Annotated in this window: 22 protein-coding genes and 1 pseudogene; 13 read left to right on the plus strand and 10 right to left on the minus strand. The window is 41.4% G+C overall.

What is annotated here, in order from left to right:
* From CVT14_RS04870 to CVT14_RS04890, 5 genes are all read right to left on the minus strand, one after another.
* A complete protein-coding gene (locus tag CVT14_RS04870; RefSeq protein ID WP_004317857.1) occupies positions 1-1,113 on the minus strand; it encodes a prohibitin family protein in 1,113 nt (370 codons plus the stop codon).
* Positions 1,114-1,129: 16 nt separating this feature from the next.
* On the minus strand, positions 1,130-2,044 hold the full coding sequence (locus CVT14_RS04875; protein WP_021093313.1) for a branched-chain amino acid transaminase: 915 nt from the start codon (positions 2,042-2,044) through the stop codon (positions 1,130-1,132).
* A gap of 100 nt (positions 2,045-2,144) precedes the next feature.
* On the minus strand, positions 2,145-2,786 hold the full coding sequence (locus CVT14_RS04880; RefSeq protein ID WP_107849838.1) for a thiol:disulfide interchange protein DsbA/DsbL: 642 nt from the start codon (positions 2,784-2,786) through the stop codon (positions 2,145-2,147).
* A 9-nt stretch (positions 2,787-2,795) separates the two neighbouring features.
* Positions 2,796-3,293, minus strand: coding sequence for a thioredoxin-dependent thiol peroxidase (gene bcp, locus CVT14_RS04885; RefSeq protein WP_107849839.1), 498 nt, complete (start codon positions 3,291-3,293; stop codon positions 2,796-2,798).
* A complete protein-coding gene (locus tag CVT14_RS04890) occupies positions 3,290-3,493 on the minus strand; it encodes a tautomerase family protein (RefSeq protein ID WP_103636273.1) in 204 nt (67 codons plus the stop codon). Before CVT14_RS04890 ends, bcp begins: the two co-directional genes overlap by 4 nt.
* 113 nt (positions 3,494-3,606) lie before the next feature.
* Between CVT14_RS04890 and CVT14_RS04895 the strand changes: the two genes are divergently transcribed.
* Complete coding sequence (locus CVT14_RS04895) at positions 3,607-4,011, plus strand: hypothetical protein (protein ID WP_103613638.1); 405 nt, start codon at positions 3,607-3,609, stop codon at positions 4,009-4,011.
* On the opposite strand, the gene CVT14_RS04900 is transcribed toward CVT14_RS04895, so the two are convergent.
* Positions 4,008-7,328: a DUF748 domain-containing protein gene (locus CVT14_RS04900; RefSeq protein WP_107849840.1), complete on the minus strand. Its 3,321-nt coding sequence runs from the start codon at positions 7,326-7,328 to the stop codon at positions 4,008-4,010. The two genes, CVT14_RS04895 and CVT14_RS04900, sit on opposite strands and share 4 nt — an antisense overlap.
* A 175-nt stretch (positions 7,329-7,503) precedes the next feature.
* Between CVT14_RS04900 and CVT14_RS04905 the strand changes: the two genes are divergently transcribed.
* The 12 genes from CVT14_RS04905 to carB all read left to right on the plus strand — a co-directional run bounded on the left by CVT14_RS04905 (position 7,504) and on the right by carB (position 20,964).
* A complete protein-coding gene (locus CVT14_RS04905; RefSeq protein WP_107849841.1) occupies positions 7,504-9,036 on the plus strand; it encodes an ABC transporter substrate-binding protein in 1,533 nt (510 codons plus the stop codon).
* A gap of 12 nt (positions 9,037-9,048) precedes the next feature.
* Positions 9,049-9,987, plus strand: a complete 939-nt coding sequence (locus CVT14_RS04910; protein WP_107849842.1) for an ABC transporter permease — start codon at positions 9,049-9,051, stop codon at positions 9,985-9,987.
* Positions 9,984-10,784, plus strand: coding sequence for an ABC transporter permease (locus CVT14_RS04915; protein ID WP_107849843.1), 801 nt, complete (start codon positions 9,984-9,986; stop codon positions 10,782-10,784). The genes CVT14_RS04910 and CVT14_RS04915 overlap by 4 nt, the downstream gene beginning before the upstream one ends.
* A complete protein-coding gene (locus CVT14_RS04920) occupies positions 10,781-11,461 on the plus strand; it encodes an ATP-binding cassette domain-containing protein (protein ID WP_107849844.1) in 681 nt (226 codons plus the stop codon). Before CVT14_RS04915 ends, CVT14_RS04920 begins: the two co-directional genes overlap by 4 nt.
* Positions 11,458-12,207: an ATP-binding cassette domain-containing protein gene (locus CVT14_RS04925; RefSeq protein WP_107849845.1), complete on the plus strand. Its 750-nt coding sequence runs from the start codon at positions 11,458-11,460 to the stop codon at positions 12,205-12,207. The genes CVT14_RS04920 and CVT14_RS04925 overlap by 4 nt, the downstream gene beginning before the upstream one ends.
* 26 nt (positions 12,208-12,233) lie before the next feature.
* Positions 12,234-13,310: an epoxyqueuosine reductase QueH gene (locus tag CVT14_RS04930; protein ID WP_107849846.1), complete on the plus strand. Its 1,077-nt coding sequence runs from the start codon at positions 12,234-12,236 to the stop codon at positions 13,308-13,310.
* A gap of 110 nt (positions 13,311-13,420) precedes the next feature.
* Positions 13,421-13,867, plus strand: coding sequence for a 3-hydroxyacyl-ACP dehydratase FabZ (fabZ, locus tag CVT14_RS04935; RefSeq protein WP_004317884.1), 447 nt, complete (start codon positions 13,421-13,423; stop codon positions 13,865-13,867).
* A gap of 24 nt (positions 13,868-13,891) precedes the next feature.
* The gene (lpxA, locus tag CVT14_RS04940; RefSeq protein WP_009295380.1) at positions 13,892-14,680 is read left to right on the plus strand and encodes an acyl-ACP--UDP-N-acetylglucosamine O-acyltransferase; all 789 of its coding nucleotides are present in this window, start codon (positions 13,892-13,894) and stop codon (positions 14,678-14,680) included.
* Positions 14,680-15,912, plus strand: coding sequence for an ATP-dependent Clp protease ATP-binding subunit ClpX (clpX, locus tag CVT14_RS04945; protein WP_107849847.1), 1,233 nt, complete (start codon positions 14,680-14,682; stop codon positions 15,910-15,912). The genes lpxA and clpX overlap by 1 nt, the downstream gene beginning before the upstream one ends.
* 9 nt (positions 15,913-15,921) lie before the next feature.
* Positions 15,922-16,959, plus strand: a complete 1,038-nt coding sequence (locus CVT14_RS04950; protein WP_002939972.1) for a rod shape-determining protein — start codon at positions 15,922-15,924, stop codon at positions 16,957-16,959.
* Complete coding sequence (mreC, locus tag CVT14_RS04955) at positions 16,949-17,704, plus strand: rod shape-determining protein MreC (protein ID WP_087583513.1); 756 nt, start codon at positions 16,949-16,951, stop codon at positions 17,702-17,704. Before CVT14_RS04950 ends, mreC begins: the two co-directional genes overlap by 11 nt.
* Complete coding sequence (gene carB / locus CVT14_RS04960) at positions 17,704-20,964, plus strand: carbamoyl-phosphate synthase large subunit (protein ID WP_107849848.1); 3,261 nt, start codon at positions 17,704-17,706, stop codon at positions 20,962-20,964. Before mreC ends, carB begins: the two co-directional genes overlap by 1 nt.
* Before the next feature lie 48 nt (positions 20,965-21,012).
* On the opposite strand, the pseudogene CVT14_RS04965 reads toward carB, so the two are convergent.
* From CVT14_RS04965 to CVT14_RS04980, 4 genes and pseudogenes are all read right to left on the minus strand, one after another.
* Positions 21,013-21,495, minus strand: a pseudogene (locus tag CVT14_RS04965) (NAD(P)/FAD-dependent oxidoreductase); the annotation flags it as partial.
* Between the two features lie 106 nt (positions 21,496-21,601).
* Positions 21,602-22,165 carry a MotE family protein gene (locus CVT14_RS04970; protein WP_002941458.1) on the minus strand — a complete coding sequence of 188 codons (564 nt, stop codon included), beginning with the start codon at positions 22,163-22,165 and terminating at the stop codon, positions 21,602-21,604.
* Positions 22,165-22,542: a flagellar export protein FliJ gene (locus tag CVT14_RS04975; RefSeq protein WP_232527094.1), complete on the minus strand. Its 378-nt coding sequence runs from the start codon at positions 22,540-22,542 to the stop codon at positions 22,165-22,167. The genes CVT14_RS04970 and CVT14_RS04975 overlap by 1 nt, the downstream gene beginning before the upstream one ends.
* Before the next feature lie 41 nt (positions 22,543-22,583).
* The gene (locus tag CVT14_RS04980; protein ID WP_107849850.1) at positions 22,584-23,834 is read right to left on the minus strand and encodes an adenylosuccinate synthase; all 1,251 of its coding nucleotides are present in this window, start codon (positions 23,832-23,834) and stop codon (positions 22,584-22,586) included.

Genomic DNA, 23,834 nt, shown 5'->3' on the forward strand with positions numbered 1-23,834 from the left:
TTACCTTTCGCTAACCGAGCTAGCTTTTGCCCTATCTTTTGCATCTAGCCAAATATTTGGCACAGCTCCGCCAGGTGTTAAGAAAATTTTGGCATCTTTGTTTTCTTTAAGAGCGTCGTTAAATCTATTTTGCGTCTCGATCTGCTTTAAATTTAATAAATTTTGATCGACACTTTTTGCGATCTCTTTGTTTGCATACGCAGTCGCATCAGCCTCGATCTTGATAGCATCTGCCTTACCTTTTGCCTCGATGATCGCAGCTTTTGCACTACCTTCTGCAAGGGCAGCTTGTTTTAGTGCCTCTTGATTTGCACGCTCGACCTCATATTTTGTCCTCTCTGCCTCTTGTTTAGCGATCTGGACACGCTCGATCTGCTCTTTTACCTTTGAAGGCAAGATGATCTCACGAAGCTGCACTGTTAAGAGCTCGACTGGCTTGTTTGGCTGAGAGTCGATGTCTTTTCTTATGCCCTCATCTATCTGCCTTGCTAGGTCATTTCTTTTAGTTGGTAGCTCTTCGGCTGTGTATTTACCAGCGATGCTGCGAACCACGTCGCGCACGACAGGATCAACGATCTTGCTCTCCCAGCTAAGACCCCAAGATGCGATAGTTTGTGGTGCATTTTCTGGATTTAGGCGGTACTGCACGGTGATATCGATGCTAACTGGTAAATTTCTAGCGTCCAAAACCGAGATCGAGTTTTTGCGTAAAATTCCAGCTCCCTGATAAGACTTTTGCAAGCTCTCGCCCATGTCCTCGCCTGAAGTGTAGTTGATGATCCTAACTCTAGTATCAACTACAATGATATTTTGGATAAATGGCAAAAAGAAGTGAAACCCTGGTTGCAAAGGATTTGGCTCATATTTACCCGCTGTGGCTTTGATGCCGACCTCGCCTGAGTGTATCACTTTAAATGGCTGAGTGATAGCAAGGATCGCGATAATGGCGATTATGATGTAGGCTAGCGCACCAAATTTGCCAAAGCCGCTTGGTATATTTGGCATTTTAAAATCCTTTTTAAAAGGTGGCTCTTTGTCATTATTTTGACCTGAGCCTCTGTTATCATTACCTGGCTTTTTTTTGTTGAAATAATCATTTAAATCAGCGGGCATTTCGTTCCTTTAAATCTTAAATATATGTTAAAAATGATTCGTATTTTTTGTTTAGACCATAAACTACGTCAAAGTAAGCTTTTTGTAGCCTCTTTGTCACTTCGCCTCTAGCACCGTTGCCGATGATGCGGTTGTCTATGCTATTTATCGGTGTTACTTCAGCTGCTGTACCAGTAAAAAACGCCTCGTCAGCTGTGTATGCCTGATCTCTTGTGATGCGCTCTCTTCTTACTTCGATATCAAGGTCGTGAGCAAGTCTTATGACTGTATCTTGAGTGATGCTAAGTAGGCTGTTGTCATTTGGTGGAGTGATCAATGCGCCATTTTCAACGATGAAGAAGCACTCGCCTGGACCTTCAGCTACAAAGCCCTCACTGTCAAGAAGCAGCGCCTCGTCGTATCCAGCCTCTTTTGCTTCGTAGTTTGCCATTTGTGAGCTTAGGTAGTTTGAACTAGCTTTTGCTCTGTTCATTTGAGCAGCAGGAGCTAGTTTAGCAAAGCTTGAAATTTTAACCCTGATGCCTTTTTCTAGGCCCTCATCGCCAAGGTAAGCACCCCACTCCCATGAAGCGATAGCGGTTTGAACTGGTGCTTTTGTGTGCGCTACGCCCATCACGCCGTATCCTAAAAAGATAAGTGGGCGGATATAGACATTGCTGTTATATTTGTTTGCGCGAAGTAGCTCGATCTGCGCTTTTTCAAGCTCTTCTTCTGTGTAAGGCACGTTTAAAACGGTCATTTTTGCTGATCTTAAAAGTCTTTTTGTGTGGTCTTTGAGTCTAAAAATAGCTAGACCTTTTTTTGTTTTATAAGCTCTTGTGCCCTCAAATACGGCATTGCCATAGTGCAAAGAGTGAGTTAGAACGTGTACTTTTGCATCGTCCCATTTTACTAATTTTCCATCCATCCAGATGAATTCTGAAGCGTTCATAATTAAACCTTTCTTTTTTAGAAATTTGATCCGAGTTTATCTAAAATTGCTTTAAATTTACATTTCTAAGCCCAAAATGTCCGTAAATTTTAGGCTAAAGTTACTTATCTAAAAGCTCTTTTATCGTCTTTGCCATCTCATCGATCGATGATGCTGCGCTTAAACTTATCAGATACTTTCCGCTTACCACAAAGGCTGGCACACCGCTGATGCTTGCTACATCATAAGAGGCAAACCACTCGTTTAAAAGCTCTTTTGCACGATCTGAGCTTAGCGCTTTTTCATACTCGTCTTTACTCACGTGAGCCGCATTTAGCGCTAGATCGATAAATCTTTGCTTGTCTTTACCGTCATTAAAGTCATCTTTTTCATCGTGCCTTGCTTTGTAGATCGCAAATTTAGCTTGCTTAAATTTAGACTCATCGCTTAGCAGATCAGTCCCATTTGCCTCATCTATCGATATAAGAGCGGCGAAAATTTTACTTGTTGTCTCGCCAAGCTTGCCTTTGGTGCTTAGGTGATATGGGATAAATTTGACCCCATCAAGCTTTGCCATCAACTTTCTTGTGATCGTTCGGTCAAATTTATAGCAGTGAGGGCAGTCGTAGCTAAAGACCTTAACGACTGAGTTTTTAGGCACGTTAAGCGGTTTTGCTAGAGTTTGATACTCCACACCTTCAGTCAGTGCTGATAAATTTAGCGCAAAAAACGCACTTAAAATTAGCATTTTTATAAGCTTCATCTTTGCTCCTTATTTTACCAGATCAGCTAGCACTTTTGCGGCGTGGTCTTTGGCTTTTACGCTTTTATAAATTTTAACTATCTTGCCGTCTTTGCCGATCACAAAGGTGCTTCTTACGATGCCAAGATACTCTTTGCCGTAGTTTTTCTTGACCTGCCAAACGCCATAAAGCTTTGAAATTTCTTTATCCTCGTCGCTTAAGAGGATGTGCTTTAAATTTTGCTTTGCGATAAAGCACACATGCGACTTCACGCTATCTGGGCTAACGCCGATGATAATGGTGTCATTTTTGATGAACTGATCGTAGTTTGCGCTAAATTCGCAAGCCTCAGTTGTGCAGCCAGCAGTGTTGTCCTTTGGGTAGAAGTAAAGCACCACGTTTTTGCCTACAAAGTCCTTTAGCGCAACCTTTACGCCGTCTTGATTTAGCGCTTCAAACTCTGGCGCCTTGTCGCCAACCTCAAGTGTTATCTTTCTTTCTAAGTCCGCTTTACTAAATTCGCTCATTTTATCCCCTTTCTCTTATCTTCTACGCTCTCGCCTGCTACGCCGATATTGCCAGCATCGTGAGTTTCTAAAAATATCATAACCGCCTCTTTTTTCTTGCCAAGCACCCTCGCAAGCGTCTCGGTTACTTCTTTAAAAACTTGATCTTTTTGCTCTTTTGTAGGCTCTGGGCCTGCTATTTTGATATTAACATAAGGCATTTTTGCTCCTTTTTTAAGATGCAAAATATTAGCCAAAATGAGTGAAATTTCAGATTAAAGCCGTTATTTAAGAATTTGGCATTAAAATAAGCAAACTTCCAAAAGGAGCGAAAATGGATTATAACAGGCAAAATAAGGGCTTTGTTTGCTTTATGTATGGCTTTGGACGAAGCAGGGCGGTTTATGCAGTTTTGATGATACTAATGGCACTTTTAGCTGGCTTTTTAACACTTAGCTCAAACGCTCAAGCTGACGTTTCAAATTTACAAATAGCCCTTGGTATCATACTTTGCGGCCTTTTGCTGATCATTGTAAATCCAAAAATTTTCATCATCAAGCTAATTGGCTACTTAATCGCTTTAGCTGGCGTTATGATCGCCCTTCACAACGCAAATTTGCTCGGAGCTGATTTTAACTTATATTTTTACGCAAGCCTTATTTTTGGCGCATTTATGATGCTTATGCTTCTTAGCTGGTTTGTCTATAATGCAAGAAGCAGCGAAATAAATGAAATTTAGTTCGCCACTCCCATTAGCACGCTTGTGTAGGTGTTTTGCTTAGGCTCTGAGCTTGTTGCATCGTTCATATTTATGCGGCTAGCCTCAAGCCCAGCTTTTATAAGCGCCTCTTTTACCGCATTTGCACGCTCATTTGCAAGCTCTACTAGCTTTGCTTTATCGACTTCGATGCCCTTTAGCGCCTCTTCTCTTAAAGCTTTTTCGTTTCTATCTTTTAAATTTGGCACAAGCTCATTTAAAACTGCGATGTAGTCTTTGCCGCTTGAAGCGATGATTTGATTGATCTTTTGATCTAGCTTTTTGTTTTTATAAAAGCTCTCGTCTAGTTTTGAGTATGTTGGCGTTATGCTAAGCTTCATCTTAGGTTTTGAGCCAGTTAGCTTTATAAAATCAGCTATCTTAGGCGCTTCTGAGCTTATAAGCTCGCTACTTCCAGCAAGAAAATCAATAGAGCTAAGATCTTTGTTGCCAAGTCCTAGGGCGTTGCCTAAAAATCTAAATGGAGCTAGCGTGATGTCGGCAAAGAGCTTTTTCACAGCAGCCCAGATGACGCCGCCATATTTAAAGTCAGGGTCGTCTAAATTTCCCTCAACTGGCAGATCGATGTTTATTTGATTATTTTGATCGCTAAGTATCGAGATAGCAAGTGAAAGTGGCAAATTTACAGCATCTTTTGACTCAACCTTCTCTCCAAGTGTAAGAGAGTCAAAATTTATAAAATTTGAGCCATTTAGTTTTGAGTCGGTGACGCTATAGTTTAGGTTTAAATTTAGCTTGCCTTTTTTGATCTTATAGCCCACAAACTGCCCGCTATAAGGTGTCACGTTAACTAGATCGATATCTTTAAAGTCAAGCTTTATATCGGTATTTTGCTTTAGTTCAAACGGAAAGAGTTTTGCAGTGATCTGCGCAAAGCCATTTTTGCCAACCACACCTTGAAACTCGCCTGAGCTTGGGCGCTTTTTATCGATGTCGGTGAGCTTGCCATTTAGCTTTGAGATCGTTGTGGCAAATGGCATAAATAGCGATGCGTCCGAGAAATCAACCTCGCCATTTTTTAAAGAGAAATTTTTAACGCTAAATTTTAGCTCGTCCTCTTTTTTGCTAGCTACTTTTTTGGTCTCAGGTTTTGCCTCAGTTTTAGCTTTATTTTTATCTTCTTTTACGATCTGAGATAGGTTAAATTTACGCTCTTTGTTTAGATGAGCCTTAATAAATGGCGAATTTAAGCTCACTCCGCTTATAGTAAGGTCGTTTTTGGCAAATGAAATTTTTTCAAGATCAAGGCTTTTAAAGGCGATTAGTTTTTCAGCTTTTTTGCCATTTAGCCTTATATCTTTTATGCTAACTTTTGCGTCTGCTTTGATATCTTTTGCATAGTGAAGCTGGGCATCTGCGCTCATCTGTCCGCTAGCTAGATCGGCCTCTAAAAAGGGCTTTGCGTAGGCAAAATATTTTGGTAAATTTGTATCATTTAGCTTGATTTTAGCACTCACGTCAAGTGGCTCGATCTTTATCTTGGACTCAACATCCAAATTTAGCTTTTGTGAGCTCTTCATCGCTACTTTTGCGTCAAATGGCTTACTAAAATCGCTACTTAAATTTGCTACTTTTACAAAAAGATTATCAAATTTATGAGCGATCTTCTTGCCTTCAAAAAGGTGTGTCAAAGCGATGTCAGCGTTATTTACACTTATATTTTTTACATCAAATTTAAACTCATTTTCTTTGCTTTTTGAAGCACTTTTATTTTCAGCCTTTTTCTCCACTTTTTTAGAGTGTTTTGCCGTCTTTGTAGCTTTTGCGCTCTGCTCGCTAAATCCTAGCTCATTTACAGCGTTTAGACCATTGTCGTTTAGTTCTGAAGTAAATTTAGGCTTATTAACATCGACACTAGCGATATTTAGAGCCATTTTTAAAAGATCAAAGCTTATGCTCTTTATCGCCACATCAGCGACGCTTGCTATATCTTTATTTTTTGCTTTAAGCCCTATGTTTTTTACATTTAGCTCATCAAGGCTCGCAAGGCTCTTGTTGCCATCCATTGTGAAGCTTGTATTTGTCACGCCAGCGCTTGCTACATTTGCATTTGCACTTTTGCTAAGTGGCGCGTTGATGCCATTTAGTGCTATTTTTTCAAGCGTTAGGGCAGTTTTGTTATTTACTAAATTTAGATTTAAATTTGAAGCATTTATATCTTTTAAATTTGCTAAATTTCTATCTGCTTCATCTATTTTTAAAGCGTTTGCACCCATATTTTTTAGCTTGGCTGTGGCGTTTAGTTCGCTTTTTTCATTTAAATTTGCAAGCAGCGAGATCTCATTTAAATTTAGTGATTTTACGCTCGCAGCGATAGCGCTTTTAAAAGAGATGTCGTTTAAATTTACAGCGCTTAAATTTAGCGCAGCCTCCGTTTTGTCCGCTATCTTGCTATCAAGGTCAAATTTTGGAAGCTCTAGCTCGCCAAGGCTAAGCTCGTTTGCGCCTTCATCAAGGCTTAGTCCTTTTACATTTAAAAAGCCATCTTTTAAATTTATCTTAGTTGCGTTCTCATCGGCATTTAAAGCGTAGTTTATCTTTAAGTTTATAATGGCATTTTTGAGATTTAACGTGTCATTGTCGATGAAGCTTATCGCAACTGGCTTTATGCTAAAGTCCTTTATGCTGACGTTGCCCTCTATTTTTAGTGGATTTAGCTTGATGTCGCCTTTTAAATCGATCTTATGTGCGAGGCTTGAGTTTGAGTCAAATATGTGACTACCTGCGCTATTTTTCTTCGTATTTAGCGAGCTAAGCTCGTAGTTTATATCATCAAAGCTTACGTTAAATGGCTTTGTTAAATTTTGATCACTATATGAAAATGAGCCTTTGATGATTTTTGCGTTATTTAGCGCGAAATTTATCGAGCTAGTGCTGTTATCTTCGCTAGTTGTGTTATCATCGCTTATAAAATTGCTAAAGTTAAAATTTGCCTTTTTGTCTCTTGCGATCTTTACTTTTGGCTCATCTAGCCTAAAAATGTCTATCTCAACTAGCTTTTTAAATATAGAAAATGGCTTTAGCTTAAGGTCGATCTGCTTCGTGCTAAAAAGCGGCGAAGTGGTATTTAGCTCGGCATTTGTAGCGTTTAGCTCGAATGTAAATGGATTAAATTTAGCATCACTTACAAAAAGCGTTGCGTTGTAGTCTTTTAGGTACTTTGGCGCGATATTTTTGATAGCATAAGGCAGACCAAAAAAGCCAAGTAGCGTGTAGATAAGCAAAAGTGAAACTACGCAGATGCCAGTGATCAGGGCTATTTTTTTCTTTTTATCCATTGTGAAATTTACCTTTTTGTCAGCTAAAATGAGCCCTGATTTTACTTTAAAAAAGGTTAAAAGTTAGTTAGAAATTTCAAATTTTCTATACATTAAATTTACACTTATCTTAATAATACTTTTATGCATTTCGTATTACCATTCGTCAAATATTTTTTAAACAAAGGAGCAAGTGATGAAGAGGTTTTTGGTTTTATTGTTTTTGTTGTTTTCTGCCTTTGCTTATGCAAATGAAAATGCCGTTGTGGTCGCTATCGAGGAGCAAACACCTCGTATAAATCCACTCTATGACGAGGATCACGATCCTACGCTTTCGCTGGTTTTTTCTGGACTTACTAGCCACGATGAAAATAGCCACGTCGTGCCTGAGCTTGCCAAGTCTTGGCAGGTGAGTGATGACGGGCTGGAGTATGTTTTTGAGCTAAGAGATGATGCGTTTTGGCATGACGGGGTGAAATTTAGCGCAAAGGACGTTAAATTTACCATCGAAGCGGCTCAAGATAAGAAGCTAAACGCACCTGCTATCTCAAACTATGAGGTGGTAAAAAGCGTTGAAATTTTGGGCGATTATAAGGTAAAGATCACGCTAAAAGAGCCTTTTCCGCCGTTTCTTGACGCACTTAGCTTTGGCGTTTTGCCTGAGCACATTTTAAAGGGCAAAGATATCGCGACTGATAAATTTAATGACGCACCTATTGGCACTGGCGCATACAAGCTTGTAAAATGGAAAAAAGATGAGAGCTTAGAGTTTGTGGCAAATGATAAATTTTACAAAGGTGAGCCAAAGATAAAAAGGCTATTTTTAAAGATAGTTGGTGATGAAAATTTAAGGCTTGTAGGCCTAAAAAGCGGTGAGATCGACGTTGCGCTCATCTCTCCAACTGGTGTAAATTTCATAAAAGATGATAAAAAATTAAGCCTGCTTAAATTTAAAAGTGCGGACTATAGAGCTTTGATGTTTAACTTTAATGATCCTCTTTTTCAAGATAAAAATGTAAGGATAGCCCTAAACTACGCCGTAAATAAAGATGAGATAGTTAAAAATTTATTTCACGGATATGCAAGCGTAGCGAACAACCCGATAGAAAAAAGCTTTGCAAACGACAGCGAGTTTAAATTTAGCTACGATCCGCAAAAGGCTAGGGAGCTACTTGAAAAGAGTGGCTTTAAGAAAAACAAGGCTGGCTTTTTTGAGAAGGACGGCAAGGAGCTTGGCTTTGACATCTACGCCTTTAATAACGACATCTTAAGGGTCAATCTAGCTAAAATTTTAAGCAGCGAGTTTGAGAAATTTGGCGTGAGAGCCAAAGCCTATGCAAAGCCAAAAACAGCCTTTAGCATAAGCAAGGTAGATAGCTTCGTGATCGGCTGGGGAAGCCCGTTTGATCCAGACTTTCACACATATAGAATTTTTGGCGGATTTGCCGATGTAAGCGTAAATGAAAATGGCTGGAACTTTAGCCACTACAAGGACGAAAACGTCGATAGCGCCCTAAAAAACGCAAGATATACAAAGGACGTGGAGCTTAGGAAAAAATACTACAAAGAATTTCTAAAAGCGCTTCATGAAAACCCACCTTACATTTTTATAGCCTATCTTGACTATCCGCTCGTTTTTAACAACAAAATTTCAGGCATAAAGACGCAAATTTTAGGTCATCATGGGGCTGGATTTTTATGGAACATAAGAGAGTGGCAAGTAAAATAGTGGATAAAAACTTTGTTTAGAGCCATTTTAAAAACAGCGATCTCAAGCCTTGGATTGCTGTTTTTTATCTCGTTTTTTCTATTTTTGCTTATATATTTTTTGCCAGGAAACGTCACTGACGCGATGTTTTTGCGAAGTGAGGCGGTGAGCGTGGCTATAAAAGAGCAAATTTTAGAAAATTTGGGGCTAAAAGATGGCTTTTTTGTGCAGTATTTTAGATGGCTAGCTCACTTTGTCACTGGGGACTTTGGCACTAGCTTTGTAAGTGGAGCAAGCGTTTTTTTACTCATTAAAGAGAGACTTTTAAACTCGCTTATCTTATTTTTTGCCTCATTTTTTCTGATAGTTTTTTTATCATTTTTTTTAGGGTTTTTAAGTGCCATTTATAAAAATAAATTTGCCGATATCTTTATAAATTTTAGCTCCTTTTTGCTAGCTTCCCTGCCGCATTTTTACATCGCACTCGTGCTAATAGCTATCTTTAGCGTCTATCTAAACGTGCTGCCAAGCTCTGGCGCAAACGAGCTAGGATCTAGCGGGATGGGAGCTAAATTTATCATCTTGCCAACGCTTGCCATCATCTTGCCACACCTTGGCGCAAACGTGAAATTTGTAAGAGACAGGCTAAATCAAAGCCTAAACGCCGACTTTATCCAGACGGCTCACGCTAGAGGCTTGGGGCGCGGCAAAATTTATCTCTTTGCCATAAAGCACGCAAGCACCGATATAGTCTATTATTTCGTAACCCTTGTGGCTGGCGTTTTTGCTGGCTCATACGTCATTGAGAGCATTTTTTCTTTTCCAGGCATAGGCAAGCTTAGCCTTGACGCAGTCATCGCCAAAGACTATCCAGTCGCACTTGCGACCATTTTGCTAACGGCTGTTTTTGTCGTTTTTGCAAATTTACTGGCTAAAATTTTTGCTATCTTGGCAGATAAGAGAAATTTATGAGAAAAGTCATATTTTTCCTAGCCTGCTTTACTTTTTTGGCACTTGTTTTATTTGCCTTTGTGACGCCGTTTTTTTCTAAATTTGAGCCAAATTTCACTGACTTTATGGCGGTAAATTTAGCCCCAAACGGCGAGCATATCTTTGGCACTGACATCCTAGGCAGGGACAATCTCATAAGAGTGGCCTACGCACTTAAAAACTCGCTTCTTATCTTGCTTTTAGCTGGCTTTTTAACGACCTTATTTTCGCTCATCTACGCATATTTTGGCACGAGCAAGAGCAGGGTTTGTGAGAGCCTTTTTGACAAGGGGCTTGATGCTTTTTTAAGCATACCAAACATCGTTTTTATCATGCTTTTTAGCTCATTTAGTAGCGGAGATCTGCTTATAACCTCTTTTATCATCGCCATTTGCTCGTTTATGCAGGGTGCAAAGGTTTTTATGCAAAATTTAAGGCTTAATAAAAAGTGCGACTACGCCGAGCAAGCTGTGATAAATGGGGCTGGTAAATTTAGCCTTATCTGCTTTGAAATTTTGCCAAATTTAAAGCATCTAATAGTTAGTATCTTTGGCATAAACGCGATAAACGCAGTCGTCATGGAGGCAACGCTTGGTTTTTTTGGCGTGGGTAGTGACGCTAATAAAATAAGCCTTGGCATCATGCTAAATGAGAGCAAAGAAGCGCTTTTTCTTGGCTCTTGGTGGATGGTGCTTTTCCCTGGTGTGACGCTCTTTTTGCTCATCCTTGCAACCTCGATCATCACGTCAAATTCAAAAAATGGCAATATAAAAATATGATAGAGATTAGAAATTTAAACGTTTTTTATAAGGATAAAAAGCTTTTGAGCGAGCTTGATTTTAGCATGAGCGAGGGTAAATTTATAGGTATCACAGGCGCTAGTGGCAGTGGCAAATCGCTCTTTGCAAAGAGTTTAATAAGGCTTTTTGATGATCATTTTAGAGTGAGGGCGGATAAATTTAGCATTTACAAAAAAGATATCTTAAAGCTTAGTCAAAATGAGCTAAAAGAGCACCGAAGAAAGGTCGCTGCGCTCGTTTTTCAAAACTCAGTTGCCAGCCTTCATCCGCTCTTAAACGTGGGCGATCACTTTAACGCCTATCTTGATGGCGACAAAAAGGCAAATAAAGAGCTTGCGTTTGCTTATTTTAGGGAGTTTGGGCTGGGTAATGCAAATCTCATATGGCACAAATACTCATACGAGCTAAGTGGCGGCGAGGCAAGCCGCGTGCAGATAGCTCTGGCGCTTTGCTTGAAGCCAAAAATTTTGATCTGCGACGAGATAACAAGCGGGCTTGATAGCATTAGCGGTAGCCACGTGGCAGGCATCTTAGAGAGCCTGAAGGGCAAGATGAGCGTCATTTTTATCTCGCACGATGAGGCGCTAACGAACTATCTTAGCGATGAGATTTGGCAGATGAGAGATGGGCGGCTAAATTTAAAGGAAAATGCGTGAAAATAAGGCTCAAAAACGTCTCAAAAAGTTTAAGTTTTAAGGAGCATTTTAACGCTAAGGCTGAAGTTTTGCACCTTTTAGAGGAGATAAGTTGTGAGCTTGATGATGGCGAAAATTTAGCCATTTTGGGTCAAAGTGGCAGTGGCAAAAGCACGCTTGCAAAGCTCATATCATTTAGCGAGCCAAAAAGTGGGGGCAAAATTTATATAAATAATGAAGAGATCACGGACAAAAATGAGCTCAAAAAAGATATCAGATATATCTTGCAAAACCAAAAACAAGCCCTAAATCCAGCACTAAAAGTAAAAACAGCCATCGCTCATGTGAGGTCATATCTTAAGCTTAGCTTTAGCGAAAATGAGCTTAAAGAGCTTCTGGCAAATTTAAATTTAAAAGATGAAATTTTAGAAAAATATCCATCACAACTAAGTGGCGGCGAGGCGACAAGGGTTGGGATCTTGCTAGCGCTTCTTTCAAAACCAAAAATTTTGATCTGCGACGAGATAACAAGCGGACTTGACAACGAAACGAAGCAAAAGATCATAAATTTGCTTTTAAGCTTGGATGAAAAGATCAGCATAATTTTTATCACGCACGATATTTTAAGTGCGATGAAGATAGCGCAAAAGGTGCTAATAATAGAGGCTGGCAAGCAAGTGGCGTGGGGTAAATTTGAGGATCTTGCAAGCCAAAATGTCCTTAAAAAATACCTCGACGCGGCTAAATTTTATGAGGGCAAACTTTGATATAATGCAAGCAAAAAAGGTCAAATTTGCTAGTTCATATCTGCTGCTCGGTCGATAGCCACTACTTTTTACAGCGCCTACGAAAAGACTTCCCAAACGAGCGAATAGTAGGCTATTTTTACGATCCAAACATACATCCATATAGTGAGTTTTTACTGCGTTTTGAGGACGTGAAGCGAAGCTGCGAGAAGCTAGGAATTGAGCTAATATGCGGCCAGTACGACTACGAAGCGTGGCTTGGTGGCACAAAGGGGCTTGAAGATGAGCCAGAAAAGGGCAAAAGGTGTGAGTACTGCTTTCATTTTCGCATGGCAGACTCTGCTAAAAAGGCGATAGAGCTTGGTCTAAATAAGATCACGACAACGCTTTTGATGAGCCCAAAAAAGGACTTTTCTCAGCTAAAAAAGGCGCTTGATGAGGCGGTGGCTGGCTCAAATTTAGAAGCGGTTGCGGTTGATTATAGAAAAAATGGCGGCACAAGCGAGCAGTTTATCCTCGCTAAAAAAGACAAGCTCTATCACCAAAACTACTGCGGCTGTGTCTTTGCGCTAAAAAAACAGCGCGACACGCAAAATTTGCCCCAAAGTGAGCTAATGAGCGAGCTACATGCAAGGGCGCTTTATGGCAGCATAGAAGCGAGGCTTGAGCTTTACAAAAAGGTGCGTGAGTGCGAGGCGAGAGGGGAGAAATTTCACCTTTTTAGAAGAAGGTTTTTAAACTACCGCCTTTTGCGCGCTAGTGTGAAATTTGATGGAGTTGTGGTGCCAAGCTACTTTGTGCTCTACTCTGGCTTTAAAAGAGAAAATTTAAAGCTTAACGTGGAGCGTGACTGCGAGATCGATGATGAGCTAAAAGAGGGCGTGGTTTTTATGAGCTTAAGTCGATTTAATAAATTTACAAATAGCAAATTTAAAAGCGTTGATGAGCTTTGCAAAATGCCACTTGAGCTTGGTGCTGAGATGAAATTTCGCCGTGATATAAGCGGGGAGTTTTCGCAAAATCCTATCATCATCTTAGACGAGGTCAAAAAGGGCAGCTACGAAATTTACGCAAGGGCTGTTTTTTACAACGACAGCGAAGAAATTTTGGTTTTAGAGGGCTAAATTTAGACCCATTAAGGCTAAATTTCAGAGATTTTAAAAGAGGCTAATAATTTTTTTCTTAGTATAAATTTGTTACAATCTGCCAAAATTTACATTACTAAGGCTAAAACGTGATAGACGTCGTAGAAATTCAAAAAATTCTCCCACATAGATTTCCATTTTTGCTTATCGATAGAGTTGTCGAGCTAGAGCCTGCAAAAAACATCGTCGCTTATAAAAATGTAACCATTGGCGAGCCGATATTTCAGGGGCACTTCCCAGGTCACCCGATCTATCCTGGCGTGATGATCATTGAGGGCATGGCGCAAGCTGGCGGCGTATTAGCGTTTAAGAGTATGAGTGACGAGCATCAAGCTGGCATTGAAAACAAAGTGGTCTATTTTATGAGCATAGACGGGGCTAAATTTCGCCATCCAGTCCGCCCTGGAGATAGGCTAGAGTATAGATTAAATGTATTAAAACACAAAGGCAATATCTGGGTGCTTGAGGGCAAAGCATATGTTGATGATGTGCTATGCGCCGAGGCTGAACTAAAAGCGATGATAGTCGATAAATAGGCTTTTGCTTAAAAAAGAGAGACAATGAAAAATATCCACCAAACAGCAGTTATAGAAGATGGAGCGATCATTGGAGATGACGCAAATATCGAGGCTTACGCATTTGTAAGTAAAGATGCAGTCCTTGGCAACAACGTCACGATAAAACAAGGCGCAAGGGTGCTTGGCAAGACGAGGATCGGCGATAACTCTCGTGTATTTAGCTACGCGATCGTGGGCGATATCCCGCAAGATATCAGCTATAAAGATGAGGTCGATACTGGCGTCATCATCGGCGAGCATGCAACTATACGTGAGTTTTGCACGATAAACTCAGGCACGCACAAGGGCGATGGCATAACAAGGATCGGCGATAACGCCTTTATCATGGCATATTCTCACATCGCACACGACTGCATAATAGGCAGCAACGTCATTTTGGCAAATAACGCAACACTAGCTGGCCACGTCGAGCTTGGTGACTACGCTGTTGTGGGCGGTCTTACGCCTATTCATCAGTTTGTTAGAGTGGGTGAGAGCTGCATGGTCGCAGGGGCTAGTGCGCTAAGCCAAGATGTAGTGCCATTTTGCCTAGCTGAGGGCAACAGAGCCTATATAAGAAGCTTAAATTTAGTTGGCATTAGGCGTAGATTTGACAAAGAGCAGGTTGAAGAGCTTGTTCGCGCTTATAAATTTTTGTTTAATCAAGGCATCAGCCTAAAAGATCAAGCAAACGAGCTGATCGCAAAAACCAGCGACGAAAATGTTAAAAAAATGTGTAAATTTATATTAGAAACAACAAGAGGAATTCCGCTTGCAAAAGGAAGAGATTAATGGCTAGAAAGTGTAATTTTTGTGGCGAGGCTGAGTCTGCTGAGAGAAGATTATTAGCAGATATCGAAGGAAACGCCTATATATGCGAGTACTGTATAGCAGCAGCATACGATATGATACATGGTGATACGAGTGTAGAAGAGAGCAAGAACGAAGAGGCGATAGAGTATCAAAAGCTCACACCAAAGGAGCTAAAAGCGGTACTTGATAACTACGTGATCGGTCAAGATAGGGCTAAAAAGGTCTTTAGCGTCGGCGTATATAACCATTATAAGAGAATTTTTAAACAAAGCGACATCAAAGACGACACCGAAATTTCAAAGTCAAACATCTTGCTTGTTGGTCCAACTGGAAGCGGCAAGACCTTGATGGCTCAGACTTTAGCGAGATTTCTTGACGTGCCTATCGCGATTTGCGACGCGACAAGCCTAACTGAGGCTGGATATGTCGGCGAGGACGTTGAAAATATCCTAACAAGGCTCTTGCAAGCTGCAAATGGCGATGTGAAAAAGGCGGAACAGGGCATTGTATTTGTCGATGAGATCGATAAGATCGCTAGAATGAGTGAAAACAGAAGCATCACAAGAGACGTCTCAGGTGAAGGCGTGCAGCAAGCGCTTTTAAAGATCATCGAAGGAAGTGTTGTAAATATCCCACCAAAAGGCGGCAGAAAGCATCCAAACCAAGACTTCATCCAGATAGATACGACAAATATCTTATTTGTTTGCGGCGGTGCATTTGACGGACTTCTTGACATTATCGAGCGCAGAGTTGGTAAAAACGTACTTGGCTTTAACCAAGAAAAACGTGGCAAAAACGAAAAAGAAAATTTACTAAGCCTGCTTGAGCCAGACGATCTTGTAAAATATGGCCTCATCCCAGAGCTCATCGGCAGACTTCACGTGGTGGCTACTTTAAATGAGATAACAAAAGAGGATATGGTTAAAATTTTGACCGAGCCAAAAAATGCGATATTAAAACAATATCAAAAGCTTTGTGCGATCGACGGCGCTGCGCTTAAATTTGATGATGAAGCGCTTGAAGAGATAGCGAACCTTGCTATCGAGCGAAAGACTGGGGCAAGAGGGCTTAGAAGCATAATGGAAGAGCTCATGACAGATATAATGTATGATCTGCCAGAGCTAAAAGACTACGATATCGTGATCTCAAAAGAGACGGTAAAAGATAAGGCAAAGCCGATTTTGGTAAAGCACAATAAATTAACAGCGTAAAGGAAATAGATGTTTTTAGATCAGGTTATAGGTTTTTTCTCAAGTGATATGGGTATAGATTTAGGTACGGCAAACACTTTGGTTTTGGTAAAAGATAAGGGAATAATCATAAATGAACCATCGGTTGTTGCAGTAAGACGTGAAAAATATGGAAAACAAAAAATTCTAGCAGTCGGCCACGCTGCAAAAGAGATGGTGGGAAAAACTCCTGGCGACATCGAGGCGATAAGACCGATGAGAGATGGCGTTATCGCAGACTTTGACATGACAGAGAGGATGATACGCTACTTTATAGAAAAGACTCATAGAAGGAAAAATTTCTTACGCCCAAGGATCATCATCTCAGTTCCTTACGGACTTACTCAGGTTGAGAGAAAGGCTGTTAGAGAGAGCGCACTAAGTGCTGGTGCAAGAGAGGTATTTTTGATAGAAGAGCCTATGGCAGCGGCTATCGGAGCAAATTTACCAGTTCGAGAGCCACAAGGCAACCTTGTAGTTGATATCGGCGGTGGTACGACTGAGATCGGCGTCGTCTCACTTGGCGGTTTAGTTATCTCAAAATCTATCCGCACAGCTGGCGATAAGATAGATAGCAGCATAGTTAATTACATAAAAGAAAAATACAACTTACTAATAGGCGAGAGAACAGGCGAGGAGATAAAGATCGCTGTGGGCTCTGCTGTGCAGCTTGAAAAAGAGCTAAGCGTAGTGGTAAAAGGACGCGACCAAGTGAGCGGTCTTTTAAGCAGGGTTGAGCTAACAAGTGAAGACGTGAGAGAGGCGATGAGAGAGCCGCTAAAAGAGATCGCAGATGCGCTTAAAACCGTGCTTGAGATGATGCCGCCTGATCTTGCTGGCGATATCGTCGAGACTGGTATCGTGCTAACTGGCGGTGGGGCGCTTATTAGAGGGCTTGACAAGTTCTTGTCTGATATCGTTAAGCTTCCAGTATTTGTAGCTGACGAGCCGCTTCTTGCCGTTGCTAGAGGCACAGGCAAGGCACTTCAAGAGATCGGACTTTTACAACAGCTAACAAATGAAGAGTAAGATTGTTCTTTTTGTTTTTATAGCGTTGCTTGCTGGTGCCTCGATGTTTAAGGGCGAAATTTTAAGCAACATCTCTATTAAATTTAGCAACTACGCTATAAATTCATACGACAATTTTGCTAAAAGCGTGAAAGATTATATAAACGAATATTTTAGGCAGGCTAGCGAGATAGAAAGGCTAAGAGCGCAAAACAAAGAGCTAGAGCGCTCAGCCACGCTTCTATCTACTTTTGCAAACGAGCTAAATCAAATTTTAAAAGATAAAAACTCAACTGCCTACGCCCCAGCTGTAAAGCTAGTAAAAGGGCTTAGCTACGTGCATATCGGGGATTATAATAAAATTTGGATAAGCGAGTTTGAAGGATACGACCCAAATAAAATTTACGGGCTCATCTATCAAGGAAGCAGCGCAGGCATCGTCATCGCAAAAGACGGCAAGCCGCTAGCTTACTTGCAAAATGACCCAAAAAGTATATTTGCAGTCTATATAGGAAACGAGAAAATTCCAGGCGTCGCGCATGGAAATCAAGGCCAAATAATGGTGAAATTTATCCCACAATGGCTCAGCCCAAAAGAGGGCGATGAGGTCTTTACGAGCGGGCTTGACGGGATATTTTTTAGTGGGGTGCCAGTAGGGCGCGTGAGTAAAATTTTAAAAGAGAGCTCCTATCAAAGCGTGATAGTAGAGCCCTATGCGAAGCTAAACATACCAAACTACCTATACGTTGTAACAAAGGAAAAATGATGCCAAAAAGAACAGATATAAATACCATTTTACTAATCGGCTCAGGCCCTATCGTCATCGGTCAAGCCTGCGAATTTGACTACTCAGGCACGCAAGCAGCCAAGACGCTAAAAGAGCTTGGATACCGCGTAGTGCTTATCAACTCAAACCCAGCCACCATCATGACTGACCCAAATTTCGCCGATGCAACGTATATCGAGCCGATCACAAAAGATAGCATTTTAAAGATCATCGAAAAAGAAAAGATTGATGCTATCTTGCCAACTATGGGCGGACAAGTGGCGCTAAATGCCGCCATGGAGGTCTTTGAGAGCGGACTTTTAAAGGATGTCAAATTTCTTGGTGCAAACCCAGAAGCGATAAAAAAGGGCGAAGATAGACAAATTTTTAAAGCAACCATGCAAAAGATCGGCATGGACCTGCCTGAGAGTAGATATGCTTATAACATGGACGACGCGCTAAATGCGGCAAATGAGATAGGCTTTCCGCTTATCATAAGAGCTAGCTATACGCTTGGCGGCGCAGGAAGCGGCGTGGCTTACAATATGGACGAGTTTAAAGAGCTAGCCAACACCGGCCTTGACGCAAGTCCGATACATGAAATTTTGATAGAAGAGAGCTTGCTTGGCTGGAAAGAGTACGAGATGGAGGTCATTAGAGATAGAAACGACAACTGTATCATCGTCTGCTCGATCGAGAATTTCGACCCAATGGGCGTGCATACAGGCGATAGCATTACGGTCGCACCAGCACTCACACTCACAGATAAAGAGTATCAGACTATGCGTGACGCTAGTTTTGCCATACTTCGTGAGATCGGCGTTGATACGGGCGGCAGCAACGTGCAGTTTGCCATAGATCCAAAAACGGGCCGCATGATCGTTATCGAGATGAACCCACGCGTTAGCCGAAGCTCAGCACTTGCTAGTAAAGCTACTGGCTATCCTATCGCAAAGGTCGCGACACTTCTGGCTGTTGGTTTTAGCTTAGACGAGATCAAAAACGACATCACTGGCACGCCTGCTAGCTTTGAGCCGGTTATTGACTACATAGTGACAAAAATTCCACGCTTTACATTTGAGAAATTCCCAGGGTCAAACCCATATCTAGGCACTGCGATGAAGTCAGTTGGCGAGGTCATGGCTATTGGTAGGACATTTAAAGAGAGCATCCAAAAGGCGCTTTGTAGTTTAGAGCGTGATCTTTGCGGATTTAACAGCCTTAGTTTAGAGAAAAACGCTTTGATTTATGGCATCAGAAATGCAAATGAGAGAAGAATTTTATATCTAGCGCAGGCATTTAGAGATGGCTTTAGCGTGGCTGAGGTGCATGAGTTTAGCAAGATCGATCCTTGGTTTTTAGAGCAAATTTATGAGATAGTTAAATTTGAAGATAAGATCGACATGGATATCTTAAACGACGAAGTGCTGCTGCGAGAGGCCAAAAGCATGGGCTTTTCAGACAAGATGATAGCCGTGCTTATAAATGAAAAAGACGATCTTGAACTTAGCCAAAATGATATCTATTTTGCTAGGCAGAAGCTTGGCATCGAGCTTGAATACAACGAGGTCGATACTTGTGCGGGCGAGTTTAAGGCGCTAACGCCATATCTTTACTCAACCACAAATATAACCAAATTTCCTAAAAAAGAGCCAGCAAAAGAGGCTAAAAAGGTGATGATAATAGGCGGCGGTCCAAATAGGATCGGTCAGGGCATAGAGTTTGACTACTGCTGCGTGCATGCAAGCTACGCGCTAAGAGACCTTGGCGTAAAGACGATAATGTATAACTGCAACCCAGAAACCGTCTCAACCGACTACGATACGAGCGATATTTTATACTTTGAACCGATCGATTTTGAGCACGTTAGATCAGTCATCGAGCGTGAAAAGCCAGACGGCGTCATCGTGCATTTTGGCGGCCAAACTCCGCTTAAATTTGCAAAGCGCCTAAGCGTGATCGGCGCTAAGATCATCGGCACAACTGCAAGAGTGATCGACGTGGCCGAGGATAGAAAGAAATTTAGCGAATTTATAAATAAAATAGGCGTCCTTCAGCCTAAAAATGACACCGCCACTAGCTTAGAAGAAGCCTTGCAAAAGGCCGCGACTATCGGCTATCCAGTGCTTGTTCGCCCAAGCTACGTCTTAGGCGGCAGGGCGATGAGAAGAGTGCATAACGAGAGCGAGCTAAAAGAGTATATGAGCGAGGCCGTGAAAGTCAGCAACCACTCGCCAGTGCTACTTGATAAATTTTTACAAGACGCAAAAGAGCTCGACGTAGATGCGATATGTGACGGCAAAGAGGTCTATATAGGCGCTATAATGGAGCACATCGAGGAGGCTGGAATTCACTCTGGTGACTCAGCTTGCATATTGCCACCGATGAGCTTAAGTGAGGAAATGATAAAAAAAGTGGAGAGGCAAACCAGAGATATCGCACTAAATTTAGGCGTTGTCGGCCTTATGAATATCCAGTTTGCCATCTATGAAAACGAGCTTTATATGATTGAGGTAAATCCTCGCGCAAGCAGGACCGTGCCGTTTGTGAGCAAGGCTACTGGCGTGCCTATGGCAAAGGTGGCGACAAGAGTTATGTGGCAGGGAAATTTACGTGAGGCGCTTAAATTTTATGATGACTACAGAGTTGTTTATGAAGAGGGCGACATCTTAAAACCTCGTGTGAGCTCGCATGTTAGCGTAAAAGAATGCGTGCTGCCGTTTAACAAGCTAAGTGGCGCAGATCTTATCCTTGGCCCTGAGATGAAGAGCACGGGCGAGGTCATGGGTATCAGCCACGACTTTGCAAGCTCATTTGCAAAGAGTCAGATCGCTGCGAGCAACACTTTGCCAAGCAAGGGCAGGGTATTTTTAACGCTAGCTGACGCTGATAAATATTACGCACCAGACCTTGCAAGAGATCTCATAGCGCTTGGTTTTAGCATCATCGCAACTGGTGGAACGCATAAAATTTTAAGCGAAGCTGGCGTGGAGGCTGAGTTCGTCTATAAGATAAGCGAGGGCAGGCCAAACGTCGAAGATAGGCTTAAAAACGGTGATATAGCGCTTGTTATAAATACAAGTGATACAAAATCAAGCGTGGATGACGGCAAAAAGATCCGCCAAAATGTACTTAGATTTAAAATTCCATACTTTACAACTATCCGTGCAGCACTTGCAGCTGCTAAGTCGCTAAGCACAGTTCAAACTGGCAAAGCGCTTGAAGTAAAAAGCTTGCAAGAGTATCTAAGCGAGAAATAATAATTTTAGTGGCAGTTTTGGCTGCCACTAAATTTCACTTCTATTTGATTAGCTATTTTTTAAAGCGCTAGCTACCTTTAGAGCACTTGCAAATGCAAAATGCAAGTTGTATCCACCAAGCATACCAGTGATATCTAAAACCTCTCCTATAAAATAAAGCCCTTTTACGCTTTTGCTCTCTAAATTTTCATCTAAAAATATAGTTTTTACGCCACCTTTTGTAACTTCAGCCCTTTCAAAGCCAAATGTCCCAGCCGGAGCAAAATGATATGCAAAAAGTCTTTTTATGATGTTTTTTTCATCATCACTAAATTCATAATAAGCTCTATCTTTTAAGCCAAAATTTCTTAAAAACTCCAGCACAAATCTCTTTGGTAATGGCAAAACTGAGCTAAGCTGCTTTTTACCATTTACTAAATTTTTCTCACTAAATTTAGGCAAAAAATTTATGCAAATTCGACCCTTTTGCCAAAAGAGTGAGGCATTTAGTATAGCTGGACCGCTTATGCCCCTGTGCGTAAAAAGCAAGTCGCCATTAAATTTACAACAAGAGCAGGGGCAAAAATGTGAGGGCTGTAAGTAAACGGGTTAAATTTATCAGTTAAATTTAGTTTTTTAGATTGGTAGTAAATTAAATTTACTGCATATTTATACTTCCAGCTGGAGCGGGCATATCGCCCTTTTCATCGATAAATGGAGGCCCTTTTTGAAGTAGCGCAGTCACTTCAGAGGCAACCTTTGGATCCATCTTAGCCATGATGGTTGATATCTTTTTTGCATCAAGGGCGTAAAGTATGGTGGCCGCGTTTGATCTAGGCATTTGCGAGAGTACTTCGGCTGCTGCGCCATCTTTCATTTTGGCGTAGGATTCATTGACCTTGTCAGTTGTCATCGTGCGAAGCTCTTTTAAAATTTTCTCATTTTTAGCGACAACTTCGTCGATCTCTTTGCGCTTTTGCTCGATCACTTTCATCGTCGCATTCAGATCAGCCTCTTTTTTGGCAAGCTTTTTGTTGTTCTCTTCATAAGCTGCAGCCGAGCTTGCTCGAAAGACCTCTAGGGCTTGGCGCTGCTCGTCGATGACCTCAAGTTCCTTTGAAATCTCCTCTTTTCTAGCTTCAAAGATCTGAGTGCAATCAACCGGCACTTCAAAGCAAAATGCAAAATTTATGACCATAAAAAAGAGTAAAACAGCTCTCATTACGCCTCGCTTTTGGCTGCAAATTTCATAACCGCAAACTCATCAAGAGCAAGCGCTTCAGCCTTTTGTATGCGTTTTATCTCTTTTTTAAATTCTTCTTTTTCTAGATATTTCATCTTTTCATACTCTAAATTTGCATTTTTATATTTGTGCTCGTAGTGCAAGACCTCTTTTTTTGCTATCTCTAAGCTCTCTTTGCAGGCACTTAGCTCGGCTCTTGCTATATTTATGAGCTCTAAATTTTCTCTTAGCTCGCCTATGTTGCCGCTTTTTGGCAGGCTAAATTCGTTGAGCTTGGCCCTTAAGAGTGCTATTTTTTCTTCAGCATTTCTTACATTTAGCCTAGCAACGACGAGCTTAGCCTCTACCTTATCCATCTCCTGCTTTTTGACGCGGACGACGGAGGTAAATTTGCTTTTCATCTAATGATCGTATCGCTTCTCTCAGGGCTTGTTGAGATATAGCCAACCTTCACGCCAGTTAGCTCCTCGATGCGCTCGATATATGCTCTTGCGTTTGCTGGCAGGTCTTCATATCGGCTGATGCCTTTTACACTGTCCCAGCCTGCAAGCTCCTCATAAATAGGCGTTGCATTTTCAAGATCTGTTGGTACGTAGTCGATAGTTTCGCCGTTATATTGATATGCTTTGCAAATTTTTACCACTTCAAAGCCATCAAGCACGTCAAGCTTCATAAGTGCATAAGTATCGACGCCATCAAGCCTTGAAGCGTATTTTACGCTTACTGCGTCAAACCAGCCACAACGTCTGCGGCGGCCTGTTGTTGTGCCAAATTCTTTACCTATCTCGCACATCTTATCGCCATTTGTGCCCTTGTCTTCAGTTGGGAAAGGTCCGTGGCCTACGCGAGTTGTATATGCTTTGATGACGCCTATTACTTTGCCTATCTCTTTTGGATTTAGTCCAAGGCCTGTGCAGGCACCAGCGCTTATGGTATTTGAGCTAGTTACATAAGGATATGTGCCGTGATCTATGTCTAAAAGTGTGCCTTGAGCGCCTTCAAGTAGGACTTTTTTATCTTCATCAAGCGCTTTCCAAACTAAATTTGTAGTGTTTGCGATAAATGGAGCAAGCACCTCTTTATATCTTTTTAACTCTTCAAGTAGCTCATTTTCTTCAGGTATCTTTACGCCAAGTGCGTCAAATACGCATTTGTTTGTTTCAAAATCATGCATCAAAGCATCGCACAAGCGCTCTGGCTCAAGTAGCTCGCCAACTCTGTGGCCGCTTCTGCTTATCTTGTCTGCATATGTTGGTCCGATGCCTTTGCCAGTCGTTCCGATCGCTTTTTCGCCTTTTAAGCGCTCTTTTGCTTGATCGACTTGGCTGTGGTAGCTTAAATTTAAGTGTGCTTTGTCACTTATATAAAGTCTGCCCTCTAAGTTGTCAAATTGCGCCATCTCAGTGATGAGCACCTCTGGAGATACAACGACGCCGTTGCCGATGATATTTATGATATTTTTGTGCAAAATTCCGCTTGGGACAAGGTGGAGCGCGTATCTTACGCCATCGACCCAGATCGTATGACCAGCGTTGTGGCCACCTTGAGAGCGACAAATCATGTCATAGTTTAGTCCTAGCATATCAACTATCTTGCCTTTGCCCTCATCACCCCATTGAACACCAACTACTAAATCAGTCTTTCTCAT

The organism is Campylobacter concisus, assembly GCF_003048445.1.
GTDB lineage: Bacteria > Campylobacterota > Campylobacteria > Campylobacterales > Campylobacteraceae > Campylobacter_A > Campylobacter_A concisus_BF.